The sequence below is a fragment of the Streptococcus mitis genome (genome assembly GCF_946188615.1).
In the GTDB taxonomy this organism is placed as follows: Bacteria; Bacillota; Bacilli; order Lactobacillales; family Streptococcaceae; genus Streptococcus; species Streptococcus mitis_BZ.
This window is the reverse complement of sequence record NZ_CAMHVK010000004.1, coordinates 85234-103563: the sequence shown is the minus strand read 5'-3', so window position 1 is coordinate 103563 and position 18330 is coordinate 85234. Positions and strand designations below refer to the sequence as shown.

At 42.5% G+C, this 18330-nt stretch carries 21 protein-coding genes and 1 riboswitch; of the genes, 16 read left to right on the top strand and 5 right to left on the bottom strand.

Annotation, left to right across the window (positions count from 1 at the left end; genetic code table 11):
- Positions 1-30: 30 nt before the first annotated feature.
- Positions 31-119, top strand: a riboswitch (glycine riboswitch).
- A gap of 90 nt (positions 120-209) precedes the next feature.
- The 3 genes from OCF95_RS05325 to OCF95_RS05315 all read left to right on the top strand — a co-directional run bounded on the left by OCF95_RS05325 (position 210) and on the right by OCF95_RS05315 (position 3220).
- The gene (locus OCF95_RS05325; protein ID WP_261105030.1) at positions 210-1532 is read left to right on the top strand and encodes an alanine/glycine:cation symporter family protein; all 1323 of its coding nucleotides are present in this window, start codon (positions 210-212) and stop codon (positions 1530-1532) included.
- Positions 1533-1663: 131 nt separating this feature from the next.
- Positions 1664-2212 (top strand): carboxymuconolactone decarboxylase family protein, encoded by a 549-nt coding sequence (locus tag OCF95_RS05320; RefSeq protein WP_033686525.1) that lies wholly within the window; start codon positions 1664-1666, stop codon positions 2210-2212.
- Positions 2213-2320: 108 nt separating this feature from the next.
- Positions 2321-3220 (top strand): TDT family transporter, encoded by a 900-nt coding sequence (locus OCF95_RS05315; protein ID WP_261051081.1) that lies wholly within the window; start codon positions 2321-2323, stop codon positions 3218-3220.
- Positions 3221-3244: 24 nt separating this feature from the next.
- Here the strand turns inward: OCF95_RS05315 and serS are convergent, their stop codons facing one another.
- The 3 genes from serS to OCF95_RS05300 all read right to left on the bottom strand — a co-directional run bounded on the left by serS (position 3245) and on the right by OCF95_RS05300 (position 6471).
- Complete coding sequence (gene serS, locus OCF95_RS05310) at positions 3245-4519, bottom strand: serine--tRNA ligase (protein WP_261105028.1); 1275 nt, start codon at positions 4517-4519, stop codon at positions 3245-3247.
- A gap of 213 nt (positions 4520-4732) precedes the next feature.
- Entirely contained in the window at positions 4733-5104 is a 372-nt protein-coding gene (locus OCF95_RS05305; protein WP_023946563.1) for a DUF956 family protein, read from the bottom strand.
- Positions 5105-5106: 2 nt separating this feature from the next.
- The gene (locus OCF95_RS05300; RefSeq protein ID WP_000869661.1) at positions 5107-6471 is read right to left on the bottom strand and encodes an aspartate kinase; all 1365 of its coding nucleotides are present in this window, start codon (positions 6469-6471) and stop codon (positions 5107-5109) included.
- 209 nt (positions 6472-6680) lie between these two features.
- Here OCF95_RS05300 and OCF95_RS05295 point away from each other — a divergent pair, with 209 nt between their 5' ends.
- The 13 genes from OCF95_RS05295 (at position 6681) to OCF95_RS05235 (ending at position 17241) form a co-directional block, all read left to right on the top strand.
- Positions 6681-7466: an enoyl-CoA hydratase gene (locus OCF95_RS05295; protein WP_153199182.1), complete on the top strand. Its 786-nt coding sequence runs from the start codon at positions 6681-6683 to the stop codon at positions 7464-7466.
- Positions 7467-7559: 93 nt separating this feature from the next.
- Positions 7560-7994: a fatty acid biosynthesis transcriptional regulator FabT gene (gene fabT, locus OCF95_RS05290; RefSeq protein ID WP_049516235.1), complete on the top strand. Its 435-nt coding sequence runs from the start codon at positions 7560-7562 to the stop codon at positions 7992-7994.
- Positions 7994-8968 (top strand): beta-ketoacyl-ACP synthase III, encoded by a 975-nt coding sequence (locus tag OCF95_RS05285; RefSeq protein WP_049516237.1) that lies wholly within the window; start codon positions 7994-7996, stop codon positions 8966-8968. The genes fabT and OCF95_RS05285 overlap by 1 nt, the downstream gene beginning before the upstream one ends.
- A gap of 59 nt (positions 8969-9027) precedes the next feature.
- The gene (locus OCF95_RS05280; protein WP_000257838.1) at positions 9028-9252 is read left to right on the top strand and encodes an acyl carrier protein; all 225 of its coding nucleotides are present in this window, start codon (positions 9028-9030) and stop codon (positions 9250-9252) included.
- 116 nt (positions 9253-9368) lie between these two features.
- Positions 9369-10343, top strand: a complete 975-nt coding sequence (fabK, locus tag OCF95_RS05275) for an enoyl-[acyl-carrier-protein] reductase FabK (RefSeq protein WP_020901586.1) — start codon at positions 9369-9371, stop codon at positions 10341-10343.
- A complete protein-coding gene (fabD, locus tag OCF95_RS05270; protein WP_261069882.1) occupies positions 10336-11259 on the top strand; it encodes an ACP S-malonyltransferase in 924 nt (307 codons plus the stop codon). The genes fabK and fabD overlap by 8 nt, the downstream gene beginning before the upstream one ends.
- A 40-nt stretch (positions 11260-11299) precedes the next feature.
- The gene (fabG, locus tag OCF95_RS05265) at positions 11300-12031 is read left to right on the top strand and encodes a 3-oxoacyl-[acyl-carrier-protein] reductase (RefSeq protein ID WP_001176197.1); all 732 of its coding nucleotides are present in this window, start codon (positions 11300-11302) and stop codon (positions 12029-12031) included.
- 21 nt (positions 12032-12052) lie between these two features.
- Positions 12053-13288 (top strand): beta-ketoacyl-ACP synthase II, encoded by a 1236-nt coding sequence (fabF, locus tag OCF95_RS05260; protein ID WP_261105027.1) that lies wholly within the window; start codon positions 12053-12055, stop codon positions 13286-13288.
- 2 nt (positions 13289-13290) lie between these two features.
- Positions 13291-13776, top strand: coding sequence for an acetyl-CoA carboxylase biotin carboxyl carrier protein (gene accB / locus OCF95_RS05255; protein ID WP_001052228.1), 486 nt, complete (start codon positions 13291-13293; stop codon positions 13774-13776).
- The gene (gene fabZ, locus OCF95_RS05250) at positions 13773-14195 is read left to right on the top strand and encodes a 3-hydroxyacyl-ACP dehydratase FabZ (RefSeq protein WP_000565509.1); all 423 of its coding nucleotides are present in this window, start codon (positions 13773-13775) and stop codon (positions 14193-14195) included. The genes accB and fabZ overlap by 4 nt, the downstream gene beginning before the upstream one ends.
- Positions 14196-14206: 11 nt before the next feature.
- Complete coding sequence (gene accC, locus OCF95_RS05245; RefSeq protein WP_261105026.1) at positions 14207-15574, top strand: acetyl-CoA carboxylase biotin carboxylase subunit; 1368 nt, start codon at positions 14207-14209, stop codon at positions 15572-15574.
- 36 nt (positions 15575-15610) lie between these two features.
- Positions 15611-16477: an acetyl-CoA carboxylase, carboxyltransferase subunit beta gene (gene accD, locus OCF95_RS05240; protein WP_049522033.1), complete on the top strand. Its 867-nt coding sequence runs from the start codon at positions 15611-15613 to the stop codon at positions 16475-16477.
- Positions 16474-17241 (top strand): acetyl-CoA carboxylase carboxyl transferase subunit alpha, encoded by a 768-nt coding sequence (locus OCF95_RS05235; protein WP_261105025.1) that lies wholly within the window; start codon positions 16474-16476, stop codon positions 17239-17241. The genes accD and OCF95_RS05235 overlap by 4 nt, the downstream gene beginning before the upstream one ends.
- A 261-nt stretch (positions 17242-17502) precedes the next feature.
- On the opposite strand, the gene nusB is transcribed toward OCF95_RS05235, so the two are convergent.
- Positions 17503-17928 (bottom strand): transcription antitermination factor NusB, encoded by a 426-nt coding sequence (gene nusB / locus OCF95_RS05230; protein WP_084889753.1) that lies wholly within the window; start codon positions 17926-17928, stop codon positions 17503-17505.
- The gene (locus tag OCF95_RS05225) at positions 17921-18310 is read right to left on the bottom strand and encodes an Asp23/Gls24 family envelope stress response protein (RefSeq protein ID WP_070528853.1); all 390 of its coding nucleotides are present in this window, start codon (positions 18308-18310) and stop codon (positions 17921-17923) included. Before OCF95_RS05225 ends, nusB begins: the two co-directional genes overlap by 8 nt.
- Positions 18311-18330 lie beyond the last annotated feature (20 nt).

Sequence of the window (18330 nt, the reverse complement as noted above, 5' to 3'; positions counted from 1 at the left end):
GGAATCGTTTGATTTTCCATGACTGTAAATGGACGGAACTCTGGAGAGACCGTAAAGGCACCGAAGGGGCAAGGCAGGCAACTGCTCAAACTCTCAGGTAAAAGGACAGAGCTAGGATAGACCGCTTTTTAGCATTTATCTAAGCATTCCAGAGTACATGTATCTTGCATGTGCTCTTTCTTTTGGGGTTGAAAAGATAGGAGAATAGAATGTTAGAATTGCTTAAATCAATCGATGCTTTTGCTTGGGGACCTCCCCTCTTGATTTTATTGGTCGGAACAGGGATTTACCTCACTGCTCGTTTGGGGCTTTTACAAGTTTTGCGTCTGTCCAAGGCCTTCCAGCTTATTTTTATCAAGGATAAGGGGCACGGCGATGTGTCCAGCTTTGCGGCACTATGTACAGCCCTAGCAGCCACAGTTGGTACGGGGAATATTATCGGGGTGGCGACAGCTATCAAGGTCGGTGGCCCCGGAGCTCTTTTTTGGATGTGGATGGCTGCTTTCTTTGGGATGGCTACCAAGTATGCGGAAGGGCTCTTGGCGATCAAATTCCGCACAAAGGACGACCATGGTGCAGTAGCGGGAGGCCCAATGCACTATATCCTTCTAGGTATGGGAGAAAAGTGGCGACCACTTGCTATCTTCTTTGCCCTGGCAGGTGTTCTAGTAGCTTTGTTGGGAATCGGGACCTTCACCCAAGTCAACTCGATTACAGAATCTATCCAAAATACAACGACTATTTCGCCAGCTATCACAGCTCTCGTTTTGTCTGTCTTAGTAGCGATTGCCGTCTTTGGCGGACTCAAGTCTATTTCGAAGGTTTCAACTACTGTTGTTCCCTTTATGGCTATCATTTATATTTTAGGGACTCTTACAGTTATTTTCTTTAATATCGGGAAACTCCCTGCTACAATCGCTTTAATCTTGACATCAGCCTTTAGTCCAGTTGCTGCGGTAGGTGGTTTTGCTGGGGCTAGCATTCGGATGGCTATTCAAAATGGTGTGGCGCGTGGTGTCTTCTCAAATGAATCTGGTCTGGGTTCTGCTCCCATTGCAGCAGCTGCTGCTAAGACAAATGAACCAGTAGAGCAAGGTTTGATTTCCATGACAGGAACCTTTATTGATACCCTCATCATCTGTACTCTGACTGGTTTGACCATCTTGGTAACTGGAGTATGGAATGGTGATTTGAATGGAGTAGCTTTGACTCAGTCAGCCTTCTCAACAGTCTTTTCACACTTTGGACCTGCCCTTTTGACCATCTTCCTTGTGCTCTTTGCCTTTACAACGATTCTAGGTTGGAACTATTACGGAGAACGTTGTTTCGAGTTCCTCTTTGGGGTTCGCTTTATCTGGCTCTACCGTGTGGTCTTTGTGCTCATGGTCTTGTTGGGAGGATTTATCGAGTTGGATATGGTTTGGATTATCGCAGATATCGTTAATGCCTTGATGGCTCTGCCAAACTTGATTGCCCTCTTAGTTTTATCACCAGTCGTTATTGCTGAGACTAAAAAGTATTTTGACAAATAATGAAATCACACAGCCCGTGTGATTTTTTTCTTTCATAAAAAATTTTTATCGATGCAATTTAAAATATATATTATACACGGTATAGAATCTGTGATAGACTAGGTTTCAACAAAATGAAAAGAGGTTTTATGATGACAACATTTACCATCCATACAGTCGAATCAGCACCAGCAGAAGTGAAAGAGGTTCTTGAAACAGTAGAAAAAGATAACAATGGCTATATTCCCAACCTAATCGGTCTCTTGGCTAATGCACCTACCGCCTTAGAAGCCTACAGAACTGTCGGAGCCATCAACCGTCGCAATAGCCTGACACCAGTTGAGCGTGAAGTAGTGCAAATCACGGCAGCTGTAACTAATGGTTGTGCTTTCTGCGTGGCAGGTCACACAGCTTTTTCCATCAAACAAATCCAGATGAATGATGACCTTCTGCAAGCCCTTCGCAATCGTACTCCAATCGAAACAGATCCTAAATTAGACACTCTGGCTAAGTTTACTTTGGCAGTTATCAATACCAAGGGTCGTGTAGGAGATGAAGCCTTGGGTGAATTTTTAGAAGCTGGCTACACCCAACAAAATGCCTTGGATGTGGTTCTTGGTGTTAGCCTAGCAAGCCTCTGTAACTATGCCAATAATCTAGCTAATACCCCAATTAACCCAGAATTGCAACCTTATGCTTAATCCTTATCTGAGTAAAATGAAGTCTGAAATAATCGGACTTCATTTTTTATCCCCTCATTTAAGCGCTTTTATGCTATACTGAAACTAACATGATTATTGGAGGTTAGGATGAAAAAACTCCCCTTGGTATTTTCTGGTTGTTTGCTAGGTTTGGCAGGAGCTGGAAATCTTATTTTAGATACGTTGCCGGTTCTGTCACATCTTTTTAGTCTGACAGGTTTGATTTTATGGATTTACTTTCTGATTCTGCATCTTTTTAATTGGAAAGAAACCAAGCAAGAATTGACCAAGCCCCCTCTTTTATCAGGAATGGCCACCTTTCCCATGGCTGGGATGATTTTATCAACTTATGTCTTTCGCGTCTTCCCTCATCTTCCTTTGGTTGCGCAAGGGCTCTGGTGGTTTTCATTTCTCTTGGATTTGGCCTTAATTGCTGGTTTCACCATCAAGTTTGCCTGTCCAGGTAAGAGAGTCAGTGCCACTCCAAGCTGGACGGTTCTCTATGTAGGGATAGCAGTAGCTGCCTTGACCTATCCTCTGGTAGGCATCATCGAAATTGCCTATGCGACCTTGAGTTTTGGTTTTCTTCTTACCTTCTATCTCTATCCCCTTATTTATAGTGATTTAAAGAAGCAACCACTCCCCGTAGCTTTACTTGGACAAGAAGGAATCTATTGTGCTCCTTTCTCTCTACTCTTGGCTTCCCTGGTTCGGGTTGGAGGTTCCAGCCTACCGACTTGGCTCTTAATCGTTATGATTTTGTCTTCCCAATCCTTCTTTTTCTTTGTTTTGACTCGCCTGCCCAATATTTTAAAACAAGGCTTTCAACCAGCTTTCTCAGCCCTCACTTTCCCAACCATTATTACAGCTACCTCGCTCAAAATGGCTCAGGGAATCTTGAAACTTCCATTTCTGGATTATCTGGTACTGGCTGAAACTGTTATTTGCCTAATCATTTTGCTCTTTGTATTAGGCGCTTATCTGATTTGGTTACAAAAAAAGGTCTAGCTAGAAATAGCTAAACCTTATTTTTTATGGTTTGATAACTTCATCTCCACCCATGTAAGGACGAAGAGCTTCTGGGATGGTCACAGAACCATCTGCATTTTGATAGTTTTCAAGAATAGCAGCTACTGTACGTCCAACTGCAAGTCCAGAACCGTTCAAGGTATGGAGCAATTTAACCTTGCCATCAGCTTCATCACGGTAACGGATTTGGGCACGACGGGCTTGGAAATCTTCTGTGTTTGAACAGCTTGAGATTTCACGATAATTGTTTTGCGCTGGAATCCATACTTCCAAATCGTAAGTCTTGGCAGCTGAGAAGCCCATATCTCCAGTAGAGAGAGCAACGACACGGTATGGAAGGTTGAGTTTTTGAAGAATGTTTTCAGCGTTGGCTGTCATTTTTTCCAATTCTTCGTAAGATTCTTCTGGTTTGGCAAATTTGACCATTTCAACCTTGTGGAATTGGTGCAAACGAATCAAGCCACGCGTATCACGACCAGCTGAACCAGCCTCAGAACGGAATGATGGACTCATAGCAGTAAAGTAGATTGGTAGGTCTTTACCGTCAAGAATTTCATCACGGTAGTAGTTTGTCAGAGGAACTTCAGCTGTAGGAATAAGGACATAATTGCTGTCGCTGAGTTCAAAAGTATCTTCCTTGAATTTTGGATATTGACCAGTACCGAACATAGAATCGTGGTTAACCATGTAAGGCGTGATGACTTCAGTATAGCCTTCTTTTCCATGTTCATCCAACATAAAGTTATAGATAGCACGCTCCAAACGAGCACCGAGACCTTTATAGAAGAGGAAACGAGCGCCTGTTACCTTACCGCCACGTTCCCAATCAAGGATACCAAGGTCTTCACCAAGATCCCAGTGAGCTTTAGGTTCGAAGTCAAACTCACGTGGAGTACCCCAACGGCGAACTTCCACATTGTCATCTTCGTCAGCCCCAACAGGAACGCTGTCAGCTGGGATGTTTGGAAGAGTAGTGGTGAATTCTGTCAATTTAGCATCGATTTCTGCCAATTCAGCATCCAAGGCTTTAACCTCAGCAGATAGAGTTTGCATGGCAGCAATCTTGTCATCTGCATTTTCCTTGTTGCGCTTAGCTTGGGCAATCTCAGCAGAAACTGTGTTACGTTCTGCTTTTAAAGTTTCAACCTTGACCAAGATGTCACGACGTTTAGCATCGATTTCTTTCATCTCGTTTAAGACAGCAGCATCTACACCACGTGTAGCCAGTTTTTCTGCGACAGCATCAAAGTCTGTACGAATACGTTTGATATCTAACATAAGAACTCCTTTATGAAAAAAGCACACCTGACAAAGCGTTGGAGTGGCAGGGCCACGGTTCCATCCAACTTCACAGGAGTGCACTTGATTGTGTATGCAATTGTTACTAACGGTAGAATTTCACCTATCCCTCCTATCTGCTCGCAGCATCCGCAGACTTTCTGAAAGAAGAAGATAACCTACTTATCCGTTGCTATGATTATACTAAAGTTTCTACTTTTTTGCAAATAGATTTTTAAATTTTTGACTAATGGTTTGAATCAGGGTCGGAAGTTTGACGACCTTGTCATTGCCCAGTTTTTCGCGTGCAATTTTAAGAATGGTACCCGAGTCTTTTGAGGCAAAGAGGAATTTTCCTCTGTCTGTAAAGACTTCGAAGTGACGACTGATTTTGCGACCAGTAACATTGGCTCCAATCTGGTTAATATGGCTCCAAGGAATCTGGATAAATTGTTCAACATTGACATCGGGGTAAAATTCCAAAGCCTGATCTCCGACAAGGAATTTTCCAACTTTCCCAGCTATAGAGAGGTAGGAGGTGCCTGTCGTATTGAGGAGCACTGTTTTGTTAAGTGATTGAGCCATGCTTAGTCTTCCTTGCTTTCACCGAAAAAGGCATTGTATAGGGCTTTAATAGCTGCTTTCTCTTGGTCCTTATGGACAACAAACATAATAGACACTTCACTAGAACCTTGAGACATCATCTGGATGTTGATCTTATTTTCAGATAGAGCACGTGTCGCAGTAGCAGTTACTCCGATATGGCTCTTCATCTTTTCTCCAACAATCATAATGATTGAAAGGTCGTGCTCGATTTCTGCATGGTCTACTTCAGCCTTTTGAACCAACTGACGAAGGATTTCTTCTTCCTTGATAGGAGTTAGTTCGCGAGAACGGAGGATGATTGAAAGATCGTCGATACCTGTTGGCATATGTTCCCAACCGATGTTGAGGTCTTCAAGGATTTGCAGAACCTTGCGACCAAATCCAACCTCACGGTTCATGAGGTATTTCGACATGTTAATGCTGACAAAGCCTGAATCACCGGCAATTCCCACAACTGGAAATTCATCACTACTGTGTTTTAGAACGATACGAGTACCTGGATGGTCAGGATTGTTGGTATTCTTGATAACTAGAGGAATTTTTCCACGGTAGGCAGGTAGAAGGGCTTCGTCATGAAGGACTGAGAATCCTGCATAAGCCAACTCACGCATTTCACGGTAGGTCAACTCAGGGATTGAGTGTGGTTGGTGAATAATGCCTGGGTGGGCTGCAAAGATACCATCAACGTCTGTAAAGTTTTCATAGAGGTCTGCCTTAACACCTGCAGCAATGATAGAACCTGTAATGTCTGATCCTCCACGTGAGAAGGTACAGATTTGATTTTCCTTAGTAACTCCAAAGAAACCAGGAATGACAAGGACTTCATTTGCATTTGTCAATTCTTCAATCTTGTCATAACTTGATGGAATGATGCGAGCGTGACCAGGCTCACTTGTGACCACAATACCAGCTTCTCTAGGGTGCACATAGCGTGCATCAATCCCATTTTGATTAAAGTAGGCAGCAATCAATTTAGCATTGTTATTTTCACCGGCTGCTAGGAAAGTATCGTAGAGAAATTCATTTTCATCAATAGGAAGAGTGGCTAAGGCACGAATGCTTTTAGAAATTTTTTCTAAAACAGCTGGTTTTAGCCCTAGTTCACTAACCATAGCAGCATAGCGGTCGATAATCCAGTTTTGGCTCTTGCTAATATCGTTACCAGCAACATAGTCGCGGTAGTATTTAATCAAGGCATCCGTAACCTTAGTATCTTCAGCATTGCGTTTACCAGGCGCAGAAACGACTACAAAACGACGCTCTGAATCGCTTTTGACGATGTTTAAAACTTTTTCTAATTGACTAGCAGAGGCAAGAGAGCTACCTCCAAATTTAACAACTTTCATAAGAACTCCTAAAGTAAGTATTTTATACGATTATAGCAGAAAGAAAGCCTTTTTTCAATGAAGAAAATAAGATGCTTTCTAGGACAAAGCGAGCCTTTCTAATCGGCTGAGACACTTTCAGTTGATTTTTTCTTGCTTTCTGATTTTAAAAAAGATATACTTTTGAAATAAAATAATTTAAACTGCTTATAAAATAAAAAGGAGTCCAGATGGAACACATTATTTATCAGCTTGAAGAGGATTTGGCAATCCTTACCTTGAATCGTCCTGAGGTAGCGAATGGTTTTCATATCCCTATGTGTGAGGAGATTTTAGAAGCTCTGATTTTGGCAGAAGAGGATCCGGCTGTGCATTTTGTCTTAATCAACGCGAATGGCAAAGTCTTCTCTGTTGGGGGAGATTTGGTTGAGATGAAGCGAGCAGTCGATGAGGATGATATTCCATCATTGACGAAAATCGCAGAATTGGTCAATACTATTTCTTATAAAATCAAGCAAATTGCTAAACCTGTCTTGATGGAGGTTGATGGGGCTGTTGCAGGTGCCGCAGCGAATATGGCTGTTGCTGCAGATTTCTGTCTGGCAACGGATAAGGCTAAATTTATCCAAGCTTTTGTTGGAGTTGGCTTGGCTCCGGATGCAGGAGGAATTCATCTCTTGAGTCGAAGTATTGGTGTGACGCGTGCTGCTCAATTGGCTATGACAGGTGAGGCTTTGAACGCAGAAAAAGCTCTAGAATGGGGACTAGTTTACCGCGTCTGTGAAGCTGATAAACTTGAAAAGACGAGAGAACAGATTCTTAAAAAATTAAGACGTGGCTCAAACAATTCTTATGCTGCCATCAAGAAGTTGGTGTGGGAGAGCCAATTTAAAGATTGGCAAGATTATGCTACTTTAGAACTGAATCTTCAAGAATCTCTAGCCAAAACAGAGGATTTCAAAGAAGGAGTTCGGGCTCATTCGGAAAGAAGAAGACCTAAATTTACAGGAAAATAAAAAAATACTTGCACCATTCTTTGAACTTTGATATAATTCTTTTGTCAAATGTTTTGATTCTAAAAGTTTTTTTGAAAAGGAGGGAAGGAAAGATTGGACTACCAACGAATTAATGAATATTTAACATCTATATTTAATAATGTCCTCGTTATCGAGGAAGTTAGCTTGAGGGGTAGTCGTTTCAAAGATATCTCCATCAAAGAAATGCATACGATTGATGTGATTGGGAAATTCCCAGATGTGACACCAAGTCAAGTGTCAAAAGAGTTGATGGTGACTCTTGGGACAGTTACGACTAGTTTGAATAATCTCGAACGCAAGGGTTACATTGAACGCGTTCGTTCAGAACATGATAGACGTGTGGTGCATCTGCATTTGACAAAGAAAGGTCGCTTGGTTCATAGGCTACATAAACGCTTCCATAAGACCATGGTTGAAAAAATCATCGATGGTATGAGTAAGCAAGAAATTGAGATTATGAGCAAAGGTTTGACTAATCTTTATCAATTTTTGGAGGATTTGAGATAATGGCTTTTGCAAAAATAAGCCAGGTTGCTCATTATGTGCCAGAGCAAGTGGTTACAAATCATGATTTGGCCCAGATTATGGATACCAATGATGAGTGGATTTCAAGTCGGACGGGAATACGTCAAAGGCATATTTCAAGAACAGAATCTACTAGTGATTTGGCTACAGAGGTTGCTAAGAAACTGATGGCAAAAGCTGGAATCACAGGAGAAGAGCTGGATTTTATCATTCTAGCTACTATTACTCCAGATTCGATGATGCCCTCTACAGCTGCTCGCGTTCAAGCTAATATTGGTGCTAATAAGGCCTTTGCTTTTGACCTAACAGCGGCTTGCAGTGGATTTGTATTTGCTCTTTCAACTGCTGAAAAGTTTATCGCTTCTGGTCGCTTTCAAAAAGGCTTAGTGATTGGTAGTGAAACCCTCTCTAAGGCAGTTGATTGGTCAGATCGATCAACAGCTGTGTTGTTTGGAGATGGTGCTGGTGGAGTCTTGCTAGAAACTAGCGAGCAAGAGCATTTCTTAGCTGAGAGTCTCAATAGTGATGGGAGTCGTAGCGAGTGTCTAACTTATGGACATTCAGGCTTGCATTCTCCATTTTCAGATCAAGAAAATGCAGATTCATTTTTGAAGATGGATGGACGCGCAGTCTTTGATTTTGCCATTAGAGATGTAGCCAAGTCTATCAAACAGACTATTGATGAGTCTCCTATAGAGGCGACAGACTTGGATTATTTACTACTTCATCAGGCTAATGACCGTATCTTGGATAAGATGGCTAGAAAAATCGGTGTCGACCGAGCTAAACTTCCAGCAAATATGATGGAGTATGGAAATACCAGTGCAGCCAGTATCCCGATTTTACTTTCAGAGTGTGTAGAACAAGGCCTCATCCGTTTAGACGGTAGCCAGACTGTTCTTCTATCAGGCTTCGGTGGAGGCTTGACCTGGGGCACGCTCATTCTTACAATTTAGGTAATCATGTGGTGAACACATTGTTATAAAAAAACTATTTATTTTAAAGGAGTCCTATCATGGCAGTATTTGAAAAAGTACAAGAAATTATCGTTGAAGAACTTGGAAAAGACGCATCAGAAGTAACACTTGAATCAACTTTTGATGATTTAGACGCAGATTCATTGGACTTGTTCCAAGTAATCTCAGAAATCGAAGATGCTTTTGATATCCAAATCGAAGCAGAAGATGACTTGAAAACAGTTGGTGACTTGGTTGCCTACGTTGAAGAGCAAACAAAATAAGCAGAATACAAATAGAAGGAGTAGGGAAACCCGCTCCCTCTTGTTTAGGCAATAGTTTGATTGTCAAATTATGACGGTATCGAACTATTACGTAAGCAAGAAACGATGGAGGCACTATGAAAACACGTATTACAGAATTATTGAACATTGATTATCCTATTTTCCAAGGAGGAATGGCCTGGGTTGCTGATGGTGATTTGGCAGGAGCTGTTTCCAAGGCTGGAGGACTAGGGATTATCGGTGGGGGGAATGCTCCTAAAGAAGTTGTCAAGGCAAATATTGATAAAATCAAATCATTGACTGATAAACCCTTTGGTGTCAACATCATGCTCTTGTCTCCCTTTGTGGAAGATATTGTAGACCTCGTTATCGAGGAAGAGGTTAAGGTAGTGACAACAGGCGCAGGAAATCCAAGCAAATACATGGAACGCTTCCATGAAGCTGGTATTACGGTTATTCCTGTTGTACCGAGTGTTGCCCTAGCTAAACGCATGGAAAAAATCGGTGCGGACGCTGTTATTGCAGAAGGAATGGAAGCTGGGGGGCATATCGGTAAATTAACAACCATGACCTTGGTGCGCCAGGTTGCTGCTGCTGTATCTATTCCTGTTATTGCTGCAGGAGGGATTGCGGATGGTGAAGGTGCTGCGGCTGGCTTTATGCTAGGTGCAGAAGCTGTTCAGGTTGGAACTCGCTTTGTCGTTGCAAAAGAGTCTAATGCCCATCCAAATTATAAGGCGAAAATTTTAAAAGCTAGAGATATTGATACTACGATTTCAGCTCAACACTTTGGACATGCTGTTCGTGCGATTAAAAATCAGTTGACTCGTGATTTTGAACAAGCTGAAAAAGATGCTTTTAAACAAGAAAATCCAGATTTGGAAATTTTTGAACAAATGGGAGCAGGTGCACTAGCCAAAGCGGTTGTTCACGGAGATGTGGATGGAGGCTCTGTCATGGCAGGTCAAATTGCAGGGCTTGTTTCCAAAGAAGAAACCGTTGAAGAAATCCTAAAAGATTTGTATTACGGAGCAGCTAAGAAAATTCAAGAAGAAGCCTCTCGTTGGGCAGGAGTTGTAAGAAATGACTAAAACAGCCTTTTTATTTGCTGGTCAAGGTGCCCAGTATCTAGGTATGGGACGGGATCTCTATGATCACTACCCTATTGTCAAAGAAACGATTGATCAAGCAAGTCAGGTACTCGGTTATGATTTGCGTCATCTTATTGATAGGGAAGAAGAAAAACTCAATCAGACCCGCTATACGCAACCAGCTATTTTAGCAACTTCAGTTGCTATTTACCGTTTATTACAAGAAATGGGCTATCAGCCTGATATGCTTGCTGGTTTGTCTCTTGGAGAATACTCTGCCTTGGTGGCTAGCGGTGCCTTGGATTTTGAAGAAGCTGTTGCCTTGGTTGCTAAGCGTGGAGCCTATATGGAAGAAGCGGCTCCTGCTGGCTCTGGTAAGATGGTAGCAGTTCTCAATACGCCAGTAGAGGACATTGAGGAAGCCTGTCAAAAAGCTTCTGAACTTGGAGTGGTTACCCCAGCCAACTATAATACACCTGCACAAATCGTGATTGGTGGAGAAGTGGTTGCAGTTGATCGAGCTGTAGAACTCTTGCAGGAAGTTGGTGCCAAACGCTTGATCCCTCTCAAGGTATCAGGTCCCTTTCATACTGCTCTCCTTGAGCCTGCTAGCCAGAAACTAGCTGAAACTCTAGCTCAGGTAAGTTTTTCAGATTTTACTTATCCCCTAGTCGGCAATACAGAAGCTACTGTGATGCAAAAAGAAGACATTGCTCAACTCTTGACGCGTCAGGTCAAGGAACCAGTTCGTTTCTATGAAAGTATTGCAGTTATGCAAGAAGCAGGCGTAACCAACTTTATAGAGATTGGACCGGGGAAAGTCTTGTCAGGATTTGTTAAAAAAATTGATAAGACGGCTAAACTAGCCACTGTTGAAGATCAGGCGAGCTTGGAAGCCTTGCTAGAAAACAAGTAATCCCTTCTCCCATAAATACAAGAGGAAACAGGAGAAAAGAATGCAACTAAAAAATAAAAATATCTTTATTACAGGTTCGAGTCGTGGGATTGGTCTTGCCATAGCCCACAAGTTTGCTCAAGCAGGAGCCAATATTGTTTTAAACAGTCGTGGGGCAATCTCAGAAGAATTGCTCGCTGAGTTTTCAAACTATGGTGTCAAGGTGGTTCCCATTTCAGGAGATGTATCAGATTTTGCAGACGCTAAGCGTATGGTTGATCAAGCTATTGCAGAGCTGGGTTCAGTAGATGTTTTGGTCAACAATGCAGGGATTACCCAAGATACCCTTATGCTCAAGATGACAGAGGCGGATTTTGAAAAAGTTCTCAAGGTTAACCTGACTGGTGCCTTTAACATGACACAATCAGTCTTGAAACCGATGATGAAAGCCAGAGAAGGTGCTATCATTAATATGTCTAGTGTTGTTGGTTTGATGGGAAATATCGGTCAAGCTAACTATGCAGCTTCTAAGGCTGGTTTGATTGGTTTTACCAAGTCTGTGGCGCGTGAAGTGGCCAATCGCAATATCAGGGTTAATGCTATTGCACCTGGAATGATTGAGTCCGATATGACAGCTGTTCTATCAGACAAGGTAAAAGATGCCATGCTGGCGCAAATTCCTATGAAAGAATTTGGGCAGGCAGAGCAGGTTGCAGATTTAACAGTATTTTTAGCAGGCCAAGATTATCTAACTGGTCAAGTGGTTGCCATTGATGGTGGCCTAAGTATGTAGCAGAAGCTAGAGGTAAAAAAGATGAAACTAAATCGTGTAGTAGTAACAGGTTATGGAGTAACATCTCCAATTGGAAATACACCAGAAGAATTTTGGAATAGTTTGACAACTGGAAAAATCGGAATTGGTCCAATTACAAAATTTGATCATAGTGACTTTGATGTCCATAATGCAGCAGAAATTCAAGATTTTCCTTTTGATAAATACTTTGTAAAGAAAGATACCAACCGTTTTGACAACTATTCTTTGTATGCTTTATATGCAGCCCAAGAGGCTGTCAATCACGCTAATCTGGATGTAGAGGCTCTTGACAGGGATCGTTTTGGTGTTATCGTTGCCTCTGGTATTGGTGGAATCAAGGAAATTGAGGATCAAGTGCTTCGTCTCAACGAAAAAGGTCCAAAACGTGTGAAACCATTGACTCTTCCAAAAGCCTTACCAAATATGGCTTCAGGAAATGTTGCTATGCGTTTTGGAGCAAACGGTGTTTGCAAATCTATCAATACTGCCTGCGCTTCATCAAATGATGCGATTGGGGATGCCTTCCGCTCAATTAAATTTGGTTTCCAAGACGTTATGTTGGTAGGTGGTTCAGAAGCCTCTATCACACCTTTTGCTATTGCTGGTTTCCAAGCCCTAACTGCTCTCTCAACTACAGAGGACCCAACTCGTGCTTCCATTCCATTTGATAAGGACCGTAATGGTTTTGTCATGGGTGAAGGTTCTGGGATGTTGGTTCTTGAAAGCCTTGAACACGCTGAAAAACGTGGGGCTACTATCCTTGCTGAGGTGGTTGGTTACGGAAATACTTGTGATGCATACCACATGACTTCACCACATCCAGAAGGTCAGGGAGCTATCAAGGCCATCAAACTAGCCTTGGAGGAAGCTGAGATTTCTCCAGAGCAAGTAGCCTATGTCAATGCTCACGGAACGTCAACTCCTGCTAATGAAAAAGGAGAAAGTGGTGCGATCGTGGCTGTTCTTGGTAAGGAAGTACCTGTATCATCAACCAAGTCTTTCACAGGACATTTGCTGGGGGCTGCAGGTGCGGTAGAAGCTATCGTAACAATCGAGGCTATGCGTCATAACTTTGTACCAATGACAGCTGGAACAAGTGAAGTATCAGATTATATCGAAGCCAATGTCGTTTATGGACAAGGCTTGGAGCAAGAAATTCCATACGCTATTTCAAATACTTTTGGTTTTGGTGGCCACAATGCAGTTCTTGCTTTCAAACGTTGGGAGAATAAATAACTATGAATTTAAACGATATTAAAGACTTGATGGCTCAATTTGACCAATCAAGTTTGAGAGAATTTTCTTATAAAAATGGGACGGATGAGTTACAGTTTAGCAAGAATGAAGCTAGACTCGTATCCGAAGTTGCAGCTCAAGTCGCTCCAGCGCCCGTTCTAGCAACACCAAGTCCAGCGGCTCCTACATCTGCTCCAGCAGAGCCTGTAGCAGAAGAAGTTCAAGCTCCAGCTGAAACAAGTGTAGCTGCTGAGGGAGATGTTGTAGAGAGTCCACTTGTTGGGGTGGCTTACTTGGCTGCTGGTCCAGATAAACCTGCCTTTGTAACAGTTGGTGATAGTGTTAAAAAAGGCCAAACATTGGTAATTATCGAAGCCATGAAAGTCATGAATGAAATCCCAGCTCCTAAGGATGGTGTGGTAACAGAAATTCTCGTTTCTAATGAAGAAATGGTTGAGTTTGGTAAAGGATTGGTACGTATCAAATGATCGATATTCAAGGAATCAAAGAAGCCCTTCCCCACCGTTATCCTATGCTCCTAGTGGACCGTGTGTTGGAAGTGAGCGAGGATACTATTGTTGCCATCAAAAATGTGACCATTAATGAGCCCTTCTTCAACGGTCATTTTCCTCAATACCCTGTCATGCCAGGTGTTCTGATTATGGAAGCCTTGGCGCAAACAGCTGGTGTCTTGGAGTTATCAAAACCTGAAAATAAAGGTAAACTGGTTTTTTACGCTGGTATGGATAAGGTTAAGTTCAAGAAGCAAGTTGTACCAGGTGACCAATTGCTTATGACGGCAACGTTTGTAAAACGTCGTGGCACCATAGCTGTGGTTGAAGCAAAGGCTGAAGTGGATGGCAAGCTTGCGGCCAGTGGAACTCTTACCTTTGCAATAGGGAACTAAGGAGGTTCTCCATGTTTCGAAAAATTTTAATTGCCAATCGTGGTGAAATTGCGGTTCGTATTATCCGTGCGGCGCGTGAATTGGGGATTGCGACGGTAGCGGTTTATTCAACTGCTGATAAGGAAGCCCTTCATACGCTTTTGGCAGATGAAGCAGTTTGTATCGGCCCCGGTAAGGCAACGGAGTCTTATCTTAACATTAATGCGGTTCTATCAGCTGCAGTCTTGACTGAAGCTGAAGCTATTCACCCTGGTTTTGGATTTCTCAGTGAAAATTCCAAATTTGCAACCATGTGTGAAGAAGTGGGCATCAAATTTATCGGTCCATCTGGTCATGTTATGGATATGATGGGGGACAAGATTAATGCACGTGCTCAGATGATCAAAGCTGGTGTGCCTGTCATTCCAGGTTCGGATGGAGAAGTGCATAACTCTGAGGAAGCTTTGATTGTTGCTGAAAAAATTGGCTATCCTGTTATGCTCAAGGCTTCAGCAGGTGGAGGTGGTAAAGGGATTCGTAAGGTTGAAAAACCAGAAGACCTCGTTTCAGCCTTTGAAACGGCCTCTAGTGAAGCCAAGGCCAATTATGGCAATGGTGCCATGTATATAGAACGGGTTATCTATCCAGCTCGTCACATCGAGGTTCAAATTCTTGGAGACGAACACGGAAATGTGATTCACTTGGGGGAACGGGATTGTTCTCTTCAACGGAATAACCAAAAGGTTTTGGAAGAAAGTCCTTCGATTGCAATCGGAAAAACACTGCGCAATGAAATTGGTGCTGCTGCTGTTCGAGCGGCTGAGTCTGTGGGCTATGAGAATGCAGGGACTATTGAGTTTCTTCTTGATGAAGCCAGTGGCAAATTCTATTTCATGGAAATGAATACACGTGTTCAGGTAGAGCATCCAGTAACAGAGTTTGTTTCAGGTGTGGATATCGTTAAGGAACAAATTCGCATTGCGGCAGGTCAGCCTCTGTCTGTTAAGCAAGAAGATATTGTCCTACGCGGTCATGCCATCGAGTGTCGTATCAATGCAGAAAATCCAGCCTTTAACTTTGCTCCAAGTCCAGGTAAGATTACTAATCTCCATCTGCCAAGTGGTGGAGTTGGCTTGCGCGTGGATTCAGCAGTTTATCCAGGCTATACCATTCCACCTTATTATGATAGTATGATTGCTAAAATCATCGTTCACGGTGAAAATCGTTTTGATGCCTTGATGAAAATGCAACGTGCCCTCTATGAATTAGAGATTGAAGGGGTGCAGACCAATGCAGATTTCCAGCTTGACCTCATTTCAGATCGCAATGTCATTGCTGGAGATTACGATACTTCCTTCTTGATGGAAACCTTCTTGCCCAAGTATCAAGAAAAAGAATAAAATGATTTCAAGAGTTTAAACCGAAAAGGGGAATCAATGGCTCTATTTAGTAAAAAAGATAAGTATATTCGAATCAATCCCAATCGTTCGGTTAGGGAAAAACCTCAAGCCAAGCCAGAGGTTCCAGATGAATTATTCTCCCAGTGTCCAGGCTGTAAGCATACCATTTATCAGAAGGATCTGGGAAGTGAGCGTATCTGTCCGCACTGTAGTTACACATTTCGTATTTCTGCCCAAGAACGCTTGGCTTTGACGATTGATATGGGAACCTTCAAGGAATTGTTTACAGGGATTGAAAGCAAGGATCCCTTACATTTCCCTGGTTACCAAAAGAAACTAGCAACCATGCGTGAAAAAACAGGTCTAGATGAAGCCGTTGTGACTGGAACAGCTCTTATTAAAGGTCAGACTGTGGCTCTTGGGATTATGGATTCCAACTTTATCATGGCTTCTATGGGGACGGTTGTAGGTGAAAAAATTACTCGTCTGTTTGAGTATGCGACTGTCGAACAATTGCCAGTTGTTCTCTTCACAGCTTCTGGTGGCGCCCGTATGCAGGAAGGAATCATGAGTCTCATGCAGATGGCCAAGATTTCTGCAGCGGTTAAACGCCATTCAAATGCAGGTCTCTTTTATCTGACCATTTTGACAGATCCAACGACAGGTGGTGTGACAGCTTCTTTCGCTATGGAAGGCGATATCATTCTGGCTGAACCACAGAGTTTGGTTGGTTTTGCTGGACGTCGTGTCATTGAAAATACGGTTCGTGAAAGTTTGCCTGAGGATTTCCAAAAGGCAGAATTTCTATTGGAGCATGGCTTTGTGGATGCTATTGTCAAAAGAAGAGACTTGCCAGATACCATTGCAAGCCTAGTCAGATTGCATGGAGGGAGTCCTAGATGAATATTGCAAAAATAGTCAGAGAAGCGCGTGAGCAGAGTCGTTTGACAACCTTGGACTTTGCGACAGGCATTTTTGATGAATTTATCCAGTTACATGGTGACCGTTCTTTTCGCGATGATGGTGCAGTTGTTGGTGGTATCGGCTGGCTTGGAGATCAAGCTGTAACAGTAGTTGGTATCCAAAAAGGCAAGAGTTTACAAGATAATCTCAAACGGAATTTTGGACAACCACATCCAGAAGGCTACCGCAAGGCACTACGTTTGATGAAACAGGCTGAAAAGTTTGGCCGTCCAGTAGTGACCTTTATCAATACAGCAGGTGCCTATCCTGGTGTCGGAGCGGAAGAACGTGGACAGGGGGAAGCTATTGCTCGGAATCTCATGGAAATGAGTGACCTGAAAGTTCCGATTATTGCTATCATTATTGGTGAAGGTGGTTCAGGTGGAGCTCTAGCTTTAGCCGTTGCTGACCGTGTCTGGATGCTGGAAAATTCTATCTATGCCATTCTCAGTCCAGAAGGCTTTGCTTCCATTCTATGGAAGGACGGCAGTCGTGCCATGGAAGCGGCAGAACTGATGAAAATCACTTCGCATGAACTGTTAGAAATGGACGTGGTGGATAAGGTGATTTCTGAAGCAGGACTTTCGAGCAAAGAACTGATTAAGACTGTCAAAAAAGAACTCCAAACGGAGCTATCCCTACTTTCACAAAAATCGTTAGAAGAGTTGTTGGAAGAACGTTACCAACGATTTAGAAAATACTAATACTCTTCGAAAATCTCTTCAAACCACGTCAGCTTCACCTTGCTGTATATGTGTTACTGACTTCGTCAGTTCTATCCGCAACCTCAAAACCGTGTTTTGAGCAGCCTGTGGCTAGCTTCCTAGTTTGCTCTTTGATTTTCATTGAGTATAATTCTTTAGAATATGCAAAAAACTAGAACTGGCAGTCAGTTCTAGTTTTTATGTGGTTCTCTGTATTGAGGGAACAACAAAAAGTGCTTGGAAGACCAAACACCTTTTCGATTATTCATTTTCTTCAGTTACAAATTGACTAAGCAGTCCGTTGATAAAGCGGGCTGATTTTTGATCTGAAAAATTCTTGGCAAGTTCAATGGCTTCATTGACTGCTACCAGCTGAGGTGTATCAAATGAAGTGATTTCAAAGATACCCAAGCGTAGTAAGTTTTTTTCGACCAAGGTCAAGCGTTCAACTGTCCAGCCTGACTTGAGATGCTGGTTGATTTGTTTATCCAACTCGTCTTTTTGAGCTTGAACACCAGAAACCAAGTTCAGAAGAAAGGCAGGGATTTGCACATCTTCATCTTCACGGTCATGTGTGTAGGCAAAGCGACAAGCTGTTTCCATATCTGTGTCGAATTCAAGGCTCATGAGAGCTTGAAAAGCGCATTTACGAAGTTCGCGTCTAGATTCTAATAATGGACTAGTCATTGAGGAAGTCCTCGTTAAATAGATCTTTCAACTCAGGTTTTGGTGTTTTGTCTGGAACGATTCCTGCAACATGGATGTTGACAGCAGCAAGTTCCACATCAGCCATATCACGGACAGCATCTTTGACCGCTTTTTGAATAGCAAGAGCCACTTTTGGTACTTTTACACCGTACTCTAGGTAGAGATAGATGTCAGCAGTTAGTTCTTCGTTGCTTTCTTTTAAGTAGACGCCACGACCAAGAGAGAGTTTTGATAGGGTATCAGATACGGATTTATTTGAAAATGAATGGACACCATCAACTTTAGCAGTTGCGATGGCAATGATTTTTTCAAGTACACGTGGAGCGATAACGATTTCGCCAAATTGTTCTTCAGTTCCCATAGAATGACCTCTTTCTAGAG